The following is a 13,044-nucleotide window of genomic DNA, read 5'->3' on the forward strand; positions in this document are numbered from 1 at the left end:
TCCTCGTGGATTTCACCGTCTGCTTGCTTGGTATTGGACACACCTTCAGCAAGCAGACCTCTCAACTAACCGGCTTTGTGAAGTACTGATGCTTCCCGTACAGCGGCGGTTCGGGTAAAACTGGTGGTGCTTATTATTCTAATACAAACCTAATCGCAAAACCAGAATTCCGGTGTTTCAGGCACTCTGTGTCTGAATACTCGGGCTTTCTGTGTCTGGTAAAGTCTATGTAGCTATATCAATCTCGCTCAAATTCTGTCCTTTAACGAACAACATAATCTCATCCAAGTAATGGTATGAGCTTTTCATTCGCTCTTGTTGTGGACATGACGATAATACTTCGAAGACGGTGTGTTTGGATATCCAATGATACTCCGAAGACGGTGCGTGAATTCTATTTTAGTAGATAACGATATTCCGGGTATAAGAGACTGCAGTTGCCAAGAATAGTGAGATGTTACTTCGAACGTGGTGTAGTATATTTATGTGGATGGGAGATACATCGGGATATATGACTGACAGCGACCACTCATCAGGGAATAATGTGGGAGATACTGACGATTCACTCACCGTGCGGGAGATGATTGAACAGGCAGGCGAGGAGTCAGTGTTCAGAAATCGGAATCTAGTGGAGCCCGACACGATTATCGACAGAGACCGTATTGTTGGCCGCGACGATCAACTGAGAACTGTCGTCTCTAATCTTCGGAAGGTTCTGAATGAAAACCGCCCACCGAACTTACTACTCTACGGTCCTGCAGGAACAGGGAAATCGCTGATATTTGACGCTGTTGCCCGGCAAATCCGAGACATATCTAAGAATCGGGGTTATGAGTTCGGTACACTCCGAATTAATTGCCAAAATCTCAGGAGTCTTGACGAAGCCGTGTACGCACTTGTCCGTGAAGCTGCTCATGACCTCAACGAAGAAATCGGAGTCGCGCGGCATGGCGTCTCTACGAGTACGAAGTATGACCGTCTCTACGATCTGCTAGATGAAGGATACGACTCTGTCGTGTTTGTCTTAGACGAAATTGACTTGCTACTCGGTCGGCGGTCATCTTCAAGCGAACCCGCATATTCGGATTTAATCTACCAACTCAGCCGCGCCAGCATTGAGAGCATAGATATTCAGGTATCAGTAGCTGCACTAACCAACGACCCTGAGTTCATGAATAACCTGGACGCACGAGCGGAAAGTTCGTTCAACCCACGGGACATTCCCTTTTCCGACTACGATGCTAACCAACTACAGGAGATTCTCCGGAACCGGGAAGACGCATTTATTCAGGACGCATTATCCGAGGACGTTATCCCGTTGACTTCTGCCTTCGCTGCTCAAAGTCATGGAGACGCTCGGAAAGCTATTGATCTTCTTCGGAAGGCAGGCGACGTCGCGAATGAGAACGGTGATCTGACTGTGACCGAGAATCACGTTCGGGAAGCTCAAGAGGATGTTGAGACTGACCGTTCTCTCAAGCTTGTGGAAGGGCTGACGACACAGAAGAAAATCTCGTTATATGCGACAGCCGCGGTGGCGGAGTTCGGGAAGAGTGGGTCAACGACGGCGTCATCGCGGGTGGCGTTCCCGGTGTACCAGTTTCTGACGGATGTGCTTGATGCAGATGGACGGACACGGGAGACGTTCAACAACTATGTCCGTGAGGTCGGGACGTATGGGCAGCTCGATCACGAGAGGAAAAGCCTTGGCGGAAAACAAGGTGGGGGGATGTACTTGATGTATGAGTTCAAGCGTGACCCCGGAGAAATCAAGAAGCGGTTAGAGCAAGACGAACGTATTGCTGATTTGAGTCACCACGAAGATGGCCTTAAGCGAGTGATTCAGGCACAGAAGCGCAATTTTGCGGAGAATTAGCATATCACATAGGGGGAGCCACACACCGTCTTCGAAGTATCTTTGTGGCAGGTTCCACGGATAAGTTGTTCTGAAGTATAATCAGAATGGATAGAGACACACCGTCTTCGAAGTATCTTTGCTTAAAATAAGCGAGTAGTAGAGTTATGGGCATACTTTGCGATGCCCTTGATGATTCTTAGTCTGTTCATACTATTTCTCAAGTAGTGGTACGGATTTGGTTTTTCTCCCTTCTTATTAAATCTATCTCTTACAATAGTCAATTTAATATCTTATCTTCCACCATTTCAATTATCCATTATTCCTCAAACTGCTCTGCATGAGTTGGTTATCGACTATTCTCCACAAACACCAATCCAGGAGGATACTTCGAAGACGGTGTGTGGGTGTCCGAAAACTGGTTGACAACTGCTTGAGACGCTAAATCTAGTACCCGGACTCGACTCCAATGGGGGTAGGGTAAGTATCAGTTAGCTTCCCTTGATTCGACAGTGACAGCCGTACTATTCGAAATAGCTGGAAATTACGGACACTACGTATATTACGGATATTTCGCAACTTCCAAGTCTTACGGAAGTTGCGTAATATATGTCTTATATCTGTCGCACTGGAATTTATGTACATGGCGTAATATACGACATATACGAATGGCCCGAAAACTTCGCAAACTTCGAAAATTTCGAGAGGTGCGTACATGAGAGTCACAATTGGTATGCAGAAAGGGGGAGTCGGAAAGACAACGACAACGATCAACACGGCAGGCGCACTCGCTGAACGTGGCCATGACGTGCTCGCAATAGATGCTGATCCGCAGGGAGCTTTAACGCTCAAACTCGGGCATAAAGAGCAATATAGACGGTTCTCTGACAACCCAAATGAAGACGCGGAGGCACTGATTGATGTCCTAACCCAAGATGGAGATATGGAATTCGACCAGTTAGATGATCTCATCATCTCCGGTGGGGAGTACGACATTATTCCTGCGCATATGCGGAATTTCCTTGCCGAGAAGTCTTTGTACACTGATCGGCGAGGCTTTGAGTCTCTAAAAATCGCTCTCAACCGCTCTGACATCGACTATGACTATGTCCTGATCGACTCGCCTCCAAATCTTGGGCCGCTCGCCGATGCTGCACTTCTCGCTGCAGAGAACGTCTTATTCCCAAGCGAGCCGAATGTTATCGCTCAGGAGTCGCTTAAGATCTTGTTTGATGAAGTAGAGACTCTAGAAGACCAGTTCGAGGTCAAGATTAGGGCTATTGGAGCCATCCTAAATCAAGTCCCAGCTCAAGGCTCCATCGCAGCAGATATGCAGGACTGGTTCACTGAGACGTTCGGGGAAGATCGAGTTCTCTCAGTCCCAGACAGAGACGCAATTGAACACGCTATCGAATACGAAACATCAATTTATGCCTATGATCCAGACGACGCGGGTTATCCGTGGGATAGTGACCCAATCAATGAGCTTCGCGACTGTTATCTCAGCATCGCAGAGCTACTGGAGGAAATAAACAATGAGTGAAGATCTGAAAGAGCGGTTCAGCGATCATCAAGATCAAAGTAGCGACAAGGACGCTGAAGATACTGAAATCGCAGAAGAAGAAACCGGACAGGCTGAGGCAGAAGCAGCAAACTCTCGACCCAAAGCAGAGATTCCAGTCAGAGATCGGAATCAGGTTACGATGTATCTCGGTGACGACCGAGAAGATGACATCTCCAAGCTGTTTCAAGAGGCCAACGCACAGTCTGTCCTTGCTGATGATGGAGAAATATCGAAAAATGACGAGTTCTACCCTGCACTGGTTGATTTCGTGACTGATCACAAACGGACAGAATTCTTGAAATTTTTGGGTTTAGAGGCAGATGCCGACGAAACCGAGTGACTGCCCATGCCAAATCACGTCACTGCTTGCTATGTGGATAGCTCGTCAATCGGAGCCAGATACTTATTCTCCCACTCTCGATGGCCTTGGAGGTCTCGCACGCCACGCCTTGTCAGTCGATACTTGTTTCCTCGTCCGTCCTTATCCATTTTCTTGATAAGCCCTTTCTCAGCCATTTCGTCCAGTTGCGGATACACACGTCCGACTGTGATCTCCTCGGCATAGTATTNCTTATCCATTTTCTTGATAAGCCCTTTCTCAGCCATTTCGTCCAGTTGCGGATACACACGTCCGACTGTGATCTCCTCGGCATAGTATTCCTGCAGTTCGGCGGTGAGTTCTGTCCCCATCGGATCGTCCATGCCTGCGATCACGACTAGCATATCACGTTTGAAACTATTCACATCGTACATCCTGTCAAACCAAACGCCACGTCCGAGAGTCATAATCTTATTTATTCGCACTCATCTGAACCCGCCTTGGTAGCCTCCTGAAGCGCTGTATCGACCCTTTACCTTACACACAATNAGCCCTCGCAGCCGGAGGCATCACACAATGTCCAATCCATCAGACGACGCATTGCTGACAGAACTCGCAACCTACCAGAACCGGAAGCTTCTGCTCTGGCAGCTTGCAGCAGACGGACGCTCGTTCTGTGGTATCCAGTTTGTCGCTCGGGAGCACGACCTGCAGAACGCGCCCGTCGACAAACAAGTCCAAGCCTTCGTCGACGATATGNGTTCTGTGGTATCCAGTTTGTCGCTCGGGAGCACGACCTGCAGAACGCGCCCGTCGACAAACAAGTCCAAGCCTTCGTCGACGATATGCTCTCGGATGGAGAGGTTCGACCAGAATACGACGCAATGGCTGACTGGGAAGCCCTGGAAGCGAACCACGGCGACACTGCCGACCAGTACCTCTCATAACCTCGGAGGATAGTTTTGATGTGTGCCTTTTATCCAATAAGATATCTCTTGAATTATATATTGACCAAATATCGGTTGTGCGGTCTCAATTATCCATACTATTTAACGGACTAAGTGGTTCGATCCGTGGTCCTCGATCTGTTACTTGCACTTTGGCTTCGACGTCGAACACCTCTGCAAGCAACTTCTTTGTGACTATCTCCTCTGGTGTCCCACGAGCCCGAACCTCCCCTGATTTGAGCGCGATCATTTTGTCAGCGATCCTCGCTGCTTGTTGAATATCATGAAGAACGACTATAATCGTTATATCGCTCTTGTTACGCAGTGTATCGATGATCTCCATCACCTCCAGTTGGTGGTGCAAATCAAGGAACGTCGTTGGTTCGTCCAAAAGCAAGATATCGGTATCCTGTGCAATCACCATCGCAATCCAGGCTAACTGCTTTTGTCCGCCACTTAATTGACCGACCTCACGGTCGCGGAGATGTTCACAGCCGGCCAATGTGAGCGCTCGGTCGACCGCTCGCTCGTCTTCGGCCGAGACACTCTCGAAGAATCCACGATGTGGATACCGACCGTGGTATACGAGATCCTCCACGGTGATGCTGTCCGGTGCTACACTCTCCTGAGAGAGGAGCCCGAGTTTCTGAGCGAGTTCTTTTGTGTCGTACGAGTGCACATCTCGTCCCTGAAGTATCACCGAGCCGTGGTCGGGCGTGAGCTGGTCGGCCATTCCTTTGAGGAGGGTGCTTTTTCCCGACCCGTTCGGACCGACGAGCGCAGTCACAGCCCCTGATCGGGCGGTTATCGATTCGTCGTCGATCACTGGCTCCTCACTACTCGAATACGAGAGCACGAGTTCCTGACCAGTAATAGAATCACTATCGTTACTGTCCGAGTCGACCGGTCTCGACGGCTCGCTTGCTTCAGCCGCCTCTGTGGCGTCCGTCCCCGGCGCTGGGTGCGTCCCTTTCGACATTAGATTTCACCCATGTTGTGCTTCTTGCGCATCAAATAGAGGAAGTACGGTCCACCGATGAGACCAGTGATGATACCGACTGGAACTTGATTTGGACTCATTAGCAGTCGGGCACCCGTGTCTGCAACGAGAATGAGTGCCGGACCGACGAAAAGACACCCGAGGGTGAGACGCTTGTAATCGCTCCCGACAATATTTCGGACCATGTGGGGAACGATGAGACCAACGAACCCGATAAGGCCCGCCGCAGCGACGCTCGCTGCCGCAGCGACGACAGCGACAACAGAGAGCCCAAACCGGATCCGCTCGACTGGCATACCGAGCGAGCTGGCCGTCTTCTCACCCAACAAGAGAACGTTCAGTTGGCGTGAAGTAACGAGTGCGAGGCCGACCGAAACGACGGTCCAAGGGAGGATCATTCTGACTTGCTCCCAGTCGGTCCCGGTCAACGATCCAGTCATCCATGCCATTGCACTGAGCGCCGTGTCGATGTCTTCCAGCATGAAGAACAGCCCCTGTTGGACCGAACCGAGCACTGTGCCGACGATAACGCCTGCAAGCACGAGTCGAACTGGTGAGGTGCCGCCTTTCCATGCAATCGTGTACACCAGCAAAAAGGAGACGATGCCACCGACAGATGCAAACACCGGTATCAGCGGTGCTAGCCCGGTAAAGAACACGACAGTCAGCATAATCGCCAGACCAGCACCTGACGAGACGCCAAGAATATATGGGCTGGCAAGTTCGTTTCGCGTGACCGCCTGGAAGATACCACCAGAGACTGCCAGATTCATCCCGACGAACAGCGCAACGAGGACGCGAGGGACGCGAATCGTCCAGACAATGTACGCCTCTTGGGACAGCTGTGGGAGCTCGCCGCCGAGAATGAACGCTTGCCACGTCATCGGATCGAGCAGGAGTTGTAGATCGAAGACTAACCTCCATGCGTCTATCACGGACATACCGTAGGCTCCAAAGCTGATCTGGACCAGTCCGGCCGCGACCGTCAACGCGAAACTCGCCCCGATGAGACCGATCAGTGATCTGTCGATCCAGTCGACTCGCGGCAGACCAAACCGTCGTTTGTCAGTGGTACGTTCGTGACTCGCCATTGTTACTCCGAACCAGTAATGATCTCGCCAAGCCGATCACGGTCGACGAGTTGCTCGCTGGCGGGGGTTTCGTCCACACCGTGCCACTCACCGAACGTGTCCGGGTAGAGTTGCTTTGCGAGCATCTCCGTCTGGAAGAGGTTGATGATCGGCCCCTGATTGTCGGTCCCTCCGACAAACAGGTTCCCTTCTTTCACGGCAGTAATCCCGCTCGTGACGGGGTCTGACTTGATTATATCGAGTGTCTGCTCGTAGAGGTTGCCGTAGGTGAGATTCGATTCATCTACATCGACGAACCGAATTCCCTCGCGGAAGACGATGATATCAGGATCGACCGCAGCGAGTTTCTCTGCGTCGATCTGCAAGTCCTCACTCTCGGATTTTTCCCCGGCATACTCCCCCGCGAAGGCGTCTTCGACGCCGAGGTCACGGTACTGCTTTCGTGCGTACGTCGGGTTGTTGTCAGGGCTCGTCTTGTCGACGCCAAAGTACCCGAAGTTCTCGGGATTAGCGAACGCGCTCAACAGCGCGATTGTTGGTGTTTCGTCGGGGACCTTCGAGATGATGTTGTCCATCGTCTCCTCATAAAACTCGACAAGAGTACGAGCTCGTTCCTGTTCTCCGAACACTTGGCCGTACTTATTCACAAACTCAGGGATGGTGTAGTACTGATAACTGTCTCCTGACGGATAGTTGGGCCAGCTGTCACCGCGGTCAGCACGGCTGTGGTTGCCGAAAAACGGCGCGACACCCTTTTTCATTGCATCAAGATCCGATTCGCCGAGCCCGTAGGACGTAATGAACCGGTTTGGATCGAGGGCGAACAGATCTGGGTCGAGTTCGTAGACGTACTCTCGGTTGAGTTTATCATGTGCCCCGAGAGTTGGGAGTGCGTAGTTATCCCGTGCTGGCACGCCCGGTATTTCCTCGTAGAAACCTGTGTACCAGAACGAGGGATCCATCATGGCCGCGATGGTGTCACCGTGACCGAGTGCGGTAATGACGTCCGCAGCGAATCCCCACTCTCCGACGACAGTCTCTGGTGGTTCCCCGAGCGTGACCTCACCAACAGGCTCCATCGAAACCGTTCTCGATCCGTCTGCTGTCGTCTCCGACGTATTAGATGGCCCCTGTTCTTCCGATGCTTGGGATCCGGTACAACCTGCAAGCAGTGATGTACTTACAACAGCACTACCGGCTACTTTCAGCATATTCCGCCGCGAATGTTCTTCTCCGTCTGAGTTCTGCATATATTTTTTAGGTTCGCCTAAAACACAAAAACAGTTCGATTTAGGCTGGCCTAAATTTTCTACCAAGTCAGATATGAGAGATCCGCTGTATTTATGGAGCGAACCCAGTTTCCAGCATTTCGGGGACAGCGACCAGTTCACTGACGATATACTCCAGGAGGCCGTCTCGCATCCGCTGTGTAGCTCCGTCTGCACCGAGTACGACTTCGTAGAAGGCAGCTCCCTGAAGCGAGTTGTAGATTAGTTCTCCCGTTTTCTCGGGGTTGACAGGATGGAACACTCCTGCTTCGATTCCATCAGCGATTATCCTAGCAGCGGTATCTATATTTTGCTGGTAGTGTCGGGCGAGTTTCTCGCGTAGCTGTTCGTTATGAAGCGCCTGAAGTCGCAATTCAAACAACGCTACAACAAACCCACGAGCGTATTCTCTTTGGTTGGGAGAAAACCTCTCGATGTACTCGAGAAGACGTGTTCGAGGATCTTCGGTGCTGGACTCTTCCAGTTCATCCCCGACCCATCCAATTAGGTTGTCGACGAAGGCCAAAATAAGATCATCGCGGGTATCATAGTGGTAGTGGAGTAACGAACGGCTCTTTTCGAACTCGTCGGCGATGTCTTGCATCGTGAGGTCGGCATATCCATGTCGAGAGAGCGCTCTGAAGGTTGCACTCATAATGGCGTCTCTGGAGTCGGATTGATCGTTTGCCACCTCATCTCGCATACCCATACTAACACTATTGTTAGTATACCGGGATAATAGTTTGGTTTCACCGCGATTATGCCTTCTAAACAGGAGTTCAAAGCCCAAATACTATACAAAGCTGACTATATTGTTAGTCTAATGTCGACGCCGAATACGGATACAAACGAACTATCCGCTGTTCGAGATCAGGATATACAGCCCTTTTGGCAGCTGTTTACGACGTATGGCCGAGAGCAGCTTCCGAAATTCATTCTTGGCGCAGTCGCAAGCATTCTCCGGATGGTCATGGAACTCATTCCGACTATCGTGTTATCGATTGCGATTGATTCGCTGTTTTTCGATACCAAGCCGTTCGGGTTACCGCTGGTTCCACCTGAATGGATTCCGTCCACTACCGGCGAACAGTTCTTTCTCGTACTTGGTATCATGGTCGTCGTCTATCTCCTCAACTCGTCACTCGGATGGCTCAACAGCTACATGTGGAACAGCTTCGCCCAACACGTACAACATTCGCTGCGTGTCGACACCTACGAGTCGGTCCAACGTCGAGGAGTACCGTTCTTCGATGACCGCCAGACCGGCGACATCATGAGTATACTCAACAACGACATCAACCAGCTCGAAGAGTTCCTCACGACGCATCTCAACAACCTGATTTTGATTACCGTCCGGGTTGGTGGAATGGGGGTTGTGATGTTGTTGATCAACTGGAAACTCGCGCTCATTCCCGTTGTAACCATTCCCATTTTGGGATTCATTAGCCACAAGTTCGTCCAGTCTATTGGCCCGAAGTACCGTTCGGTCAGAGAAGCTGTCGGCAAATTAAACAACCGTCTCGAAAATAACGTCAGCGGGATCACGACCGTCAAAGCGTTCGCGACTGAACCGTTCGAACGCACCCGTGTCGCTGACGCTTCGGCACAGTATCTCGACACACAGTGGGATGCTATCTCGACTCGTATCCTGTATTTCCCGACAATGCAAGCGATGACGGCAGCGGGATACATTTCGGTTTTCGGAATCGGTGGGTGGTGGGTGGTCACCGGAACGCCGCCACTCTCGTTTTTCGAGGGGACGACGCTCACCGCCGGATCACTGGTTCTGTTCCTCAACTATTCCCAGCGATTCGTCTACCCGATGCGCCGAATGGGACAGATAATCAATGGCTATCAGTACGCCCGAGCAGCTGGCGAGCGGATATTCGGCCTTCTCAACGACGATTCCAACAGCGAAACCACAACGAAGTCATCCGTCACCAACACTGTTGAAGGAACTATCAGCTACGAGAACGTTAGTTTCAGCTACGAGACTGCCTCGGACAAATCAACTGAACAGGTACTCAAAGACGTGTCTTTCACCGTCGAGTCCGGAGAGTACGTCGGTGTCGTCGGTCGAACCGGCGCAGGGAAATCAACGCTGCTGAAGCTCCTGCTTCGGTTCTATGACCCCGATTCCGGCGCAGTCCGCATCGATGGAACCGACGTGCAGGACGAATCGCTAGAGATGCTCCGTGAGTCTATCGGGTACGTCTCTCAAGAACCGTATATTTTCCACGGTACGGTATCGGAAAACATTGCGTACGGTCTCCCTGATGCGGACCGTTCCGACATCCGTGCCGCAGCCAAAGCTGCCGGAGCTGATTCGTTCTTGGACGATTTCCAGGACGGATACGACACGATGGTCGGGGAACGAGGTGTCAAACTCTCAGGCGGACAGCGACAACGGATCGCACTCGCGCGTGCGCTGTTACATGATCGAAACATTCTGCTCCTCGACGAGACAACGAGTCACGTCGACAATGAAACCGAAGCGACGATCCAACGCAATCTCACATCCCGAACAGACGGTCAGACGACCTTCGCTATCGCCCATCGACTGTCGACTGTTCGTAATGCCGACCGGATTCTAGTGATGAACGATGGTAAAATTGTCGAGCAAGGGACACATGAAGAACTCCTAGAGGCGGGTGAACTGTACTCGACACTCTGGCAAATTCAACTCGGAAATACACAGCCGGAAGACAGTTCTATCGGTAAGGCAGACGTGTCGATCCAGCTTCCCTAACTGACAGCAAGGAAGTTGAATGGGTTTTTGCAGATGTGTCTCAAAAAATGCAAGATTCACTAGATCAACTCTCTGATCGTGCCCGCTGGATGACCGCTGCCTACAGTACTGGTATCGAAATTACTGCACAACTTCGAGCCGGAAACATGCTCGCACCAAGTATCGTCAAGACCCCGATTCGAACTGAAATACTTGATGACGCGTATCCCGAGTGGCACCCCGCTTCGCATTCGTTTCTCGGGATGGTCCGACTCCTCATCTACCGAGAAATCACCGGCGACAGTTATCGAGCAGTGGCTCGGTATCAAGAGCTCGCCGAGGTATTCGACTTGGATCATATTCCCGACGAGTCCGTGCTGTCGCGAACGTGGCGCAAACGCTTCGACGACGGTGTCCGTGAGTTCGTTCAGATTGCCGCCCACTTCGTCGTCAAAGAGGTCCACGACCGCGATTTCTCGGCTCTTGGTGTTCGGCCGAAATCTGAGGTTGTCGACGAAGAATATCGTTCCACCAGGGACGACGAGGCGGCTGGTCGAGAGTTCACTGATAAGCAAATCTACCGTACGACCCGTCTCGCAAGGGACCACGGTTTCGACGGGTTCAATTCTGGTCGCGCCGCGAACGCCACCTACGATGATACGCAGTTCTTTGAGTTGCAGACGTTCATGGGAATGGTCGGCTGTGGGACGCCACAGGGTGCAACCCGATTTCAGTATCGACATGGGCCGGATAGTGGTCCACACGGCGATACACATCTCAGGGCTGTCAAGCAGTTCGACCCTGACTCTCTAATCGATGGATTCGAGGTAGCAACGGATCGACTACTCTCGGCGATCAAATCTGAAGCCTCGTTCCGCCGACCAGTCACGGTTGCCATCGATATAACCACCGTTCCGTATTACGGCGATGTCGAGGGAATGGAGATGGTCAGCGGACTCAATCAGGAAGACCGAGCATTCAAATTCGCTACGCTGTCGATTGTTGGGTTGAATATCCCGCTTGTTTTGGCTGTCGAGCCCGTCCGAGAGAGTTCAGCGTGGGATGAGAACCCTCCTAACCAGATCCATCGTGTCGTCCGTCGGTTGATTCGACGAGCCGAACAGCACGTCCCTATTGAGACTGTGCTGTGCGACCGGGAATTCGATTCAAAACGGGTGTTCCAGACGTTGTCGAATCTCGGAGTGAATTACCTCATCCCGAAGCGAATCAACAGCACCGAGCAGGAAGTGATCGACACGATGGAAGCTGACGGACAGGCTGTTGCGGTGGAATCGGCGTCTGTTCACGTTGGGACAGGGAGCCACTCGATGCAGTTCCTGTACGTGCCATCAACGAAAGGTAATGGAACAACCGTCTTCGCAACGAACCTTCGGGTTGGGCCCGATGAGGCTGAGACGTTCTGCCAGCGCTACAGCCGCCGCTGGCAGATCGAAAACGAGTACAAGAGCATCAAGGACGACTTCCTAGCAAAGACCTCTTCGAAGGACTACCGGGTACGACTGTTCTACTTCGTGTTCGCCGTGTTATTGTACAATATTTGGCGGCTCACCAATTTCCTACTGAAAGCAGGTGTTGACGGTGAGATGGACTACGAACCTGTTCTGACGGCGGGGGAGTGTGTCGAGTTAGTTTGCTCAGCACTGGTCCCGGCAGATTAACGCTCTTCGTCGATTCAGACCACCTGTGGTTAGTGGCAACGCTATGCGAGACTTCGAATAGTGAACTGTTTTGGGTACTTGGCGATCCTGAACCGAGAAATACGACCGATTCCTCATCCACACAGCCTATTTGAACCACGGATATCACGGAATCTGCGCAGAAAATGGCCTATCCTCCGAAACTGTGTACCTCTAGGTCAGGCTCACTCCAGTAGCGATTTTGTGCCGCCTCGGTGGCTGGAGGCTTTCCAGATGTTGCCTACAGACGAACCACCGTTCGACCCGATCTTCGTCGATGAACCGCTGCTGATCCCAAACTACAAAGAGACGATCATCAGCAAAGNCCGTTCGACCCGATCTTCGTCGATGAACCGCTGCTGATCCCAAACTACAAAGAGACGATCATCAGCAAAGTCGGCTTACCGTTCTACGCCGACGTTGACCGCCCCGATGAAGTGCCCGCTGATGAGCGCGAGCGAACCATCGACCTCGCAGAACGAATCCTCAGTACCTCACAAAGCCCGTTAGTTGAGAGGTCTGCTTGGCTGAAGTGTGACCAAACACAAGCAGCAAGCAGACGGTGAAATCCACGA

10 protein-coding genes and 1 pseudogene are annotated in these 13,044 nt (G+C 51.7%); 6 read left to right on the forward strand and 5 right to left on the reverse strand.

Going from position 1 to position 13,044, the window contains the following annotated elements; translation table 11 throughout:
• The first annotated feature begins 580 nt into the window (after nt 1-580).
• From C442_RS20190 to C442_RS20200, 3 genes are all read left to right on the forward strand, one after another.
• Nucleotides 581-1,876 carry an orc1/cdc6 family replication initiation protein gene (locus tag C442_RS20190; protein WP_008313782.1) on the forward strand — a complete coding sequence of 432 codons (1,296 nt, stop codon included), beginning with the start codon at nt 581-583 and terminating at the stop codon, nt 1,874-1,876.
• Between the two features lie 694 nt (nt 1,877-2,570).
• A complete protein-coding gene (locus C442_RS20195; protein WP_011222370.1) occupies nt 2,571-3,398 on the forward strand; it encodes a ParA family protein in 828 nt (275 codons plus the stop codon).
• On the forward strand, nt 3,391-3,759 hold the full coding sequence (locus C442_RS20200; protein WP_008313784.1) for a hypothetical protein: 369 nt from the start codon (nt 3,391-3,393) through the stop codon (nt 3,757-3,759). The genes C442_RS20195 and C442_RS20200 overlap by 8 nt, the downstream gene beginning before the upstream one ends.
• A gap of 29 nt (nt 3,760-3,788) precedes the next feature.
• Here the strand turns inward: C442_RS20200 and C442_RS20205 are convergent, their stop codons facing one another.
• Nucleotides 3,789-4,205: a helix-turn-helix transcriptional regulator gene (locus tag C442_RS20205; protein ID WP_008313785.1), complete on the reverse strand. Its 417-nt coding sequence runs from the start codon at nt 4,203-4,205 to the stop codon at nt 3,789-3,791.
• Between the two features lie 109 nt (nt 4,206-4,314).
• Between C442_RS20205 and C442_RS21280 the strand changes: the two are divergent.
• Nucleotides 4,315-4,685, forward strand: a pseudogene (locus C442_RS21280) (hypothetical protein).
• Nucleotides 4,686-4,770: 85 nt separating this feature from the next.
• Here C442_RS21280 and C442_RS20215 read toward each other — a convergent pair.
• The 4 genes from C442_RS20215 to C442_RS20230 form a co-directional block, all read right to left on the reverse strand.
• A complete protein-coding gene (locus tag C442_RS20215) occupies nt 4,771-5,664 on the reverse strand; it encodes an ABC transporter ATP-binding protein (RefSeq protein WP_008313787.1) in 894 nt (297 codons plus the stop codon).
• Complete coding sequence (locus tag C442_RS20220) at nt 5,664-6,776, reverse strand: FecCD family ABC transporter permease (RefSeq protein WP_008313789.1); 1,113 nt, start codon at nt 6,774-6,776, stop codon at nt 5,664-5,666. The genes C442_RS20215 and C442_RS20220 overlap by 1 nt, the downstream gene beginning before the upstream one ends.
• A 2-nt stretch (nt 6,777-6,778) precedes the next feature.
• A complete protein-coding gene (locus tag C442_RS20225) occupies nt 6,779-7,855 on the reverse strand; it encodes an ABC transporter substrate-binding protein (RefSeq protein WP_008313790.1) in 1,077 nt (358 codons plus the stop codon).
• 262 nt (nt 7,856-8,117) lie between these two features.
• The gene (locus tag C442_RS20230; protein WP_008313793.1) at nt 8,118-8,753 is read right to left on the reverse strand and encodes a TetR/AcrR family transcriptional regulator; all 636 of its coding nucleotides are present in this window, start codon (nt 8,751-8,753) and stop codon (nt 8,118-8,120) included.
• 114 nt (nt 8,754-8,867) lie between these two features.
• On the opposite strand from C442_RS20230, the gene C442_RS20235 reads away from it, so the two are divergent.
• Together C442_RS20235 and C442_RS20240 are read left to right on the forward strand one after the other, a co-directional pair.
• Entirely contained in the window at nt 8,868-10,793 is a 1,926-nt protein-coding gene (locus C442_RS20235; RefSeq protein WP_008313795.1) for an ABC transporter ATP-binding protein, read from the forward strand.
• Nucleotides 10,794-10,840: 47 nt separating this feature from the next.
• Nucleotides 10,841-12,451: a transposase gene (locus C442_RS20240; protein ID WP_152418516.1), complete on the forward strand. Its 1,611-nt coding sequence runs from the start codon at nt 10,841-10,843 to the stop codon at nt 12,449-12,451.
• Nucleotides 12,452-13,044: the final 593 nt, after the last annotated feature.

It is taken from the genome of Haloarcula amylolytica JCM 13557 (genome assembly GCF_000336615.1).
Taxonomy (GTDB): domain Archaea; phylum Halobacteriota; class Halobacteria; order Halobacteriales; family Haloarculaceae; genus Haloarcula; species Haloarcula amylolytica.

Coding starts and splice junctions, on each gene's coding strand:
- C442_RS20230 (WP_008313793.1), bottom strand. CDS start 8,753: ATGGGTATGCGAGATGAGGTGGCAAACGATCAATCCGACTCCAGAGAC.
- C442_RS20240 (WP_152418516.1), top strand. CDS start 10,841: ATGCAAGATTCACTAGATCAACTCTCTGATCGTGCCCGCTGGATGACC.
- C442_RS20200 (WP_008313784.1), top strand. CDS start 3,391: ATGAGTGAAGATCTGAAAGAGCGGTTCAGCGATCATCAAGATCAAAGT.
- C442_RS20235 (WP_008313795.1), top strand. CDS start 8,868: ATGTCGACGCCGAATACGGATACAAACGAACTATCCGCTGTTCGAGAT.
- C442_RS20190 (WP_008313782.1), top strand. CDS start 581: ATGATTGAACAGGCAGGCGAGGAGTCAGTGTTCAGAAATCGGAATCTA.
- C442_RS20195 (WP_011222370.1), top strand. CDS start 2,571: ATGAGAGTCACAATTGGTATGCAGAAAGGGGGAGTCGGAAAGACAACG.
- C442_RS20215 (WP_008313787.1), bottom strand. CDS start 5,664: ATGTCGAAAGGGACGCACCCAGCGCCGGGGACGGACGCCACAGAGGCG.
- C442_RS20225 (WP_008313790.1), bottom strand. CDS start 7,855: ATGGAGCCTGTTGGTGAGGTCACGCTCGGGGAACCACCAGAGACTGTC.
- C442_RS20220 (WP_008313789.1), bottom strand. CDS start 6,776: ATGGCGAGTCACGAACGTACCACTGACAAACGACGGTTTGGTCTGCCG.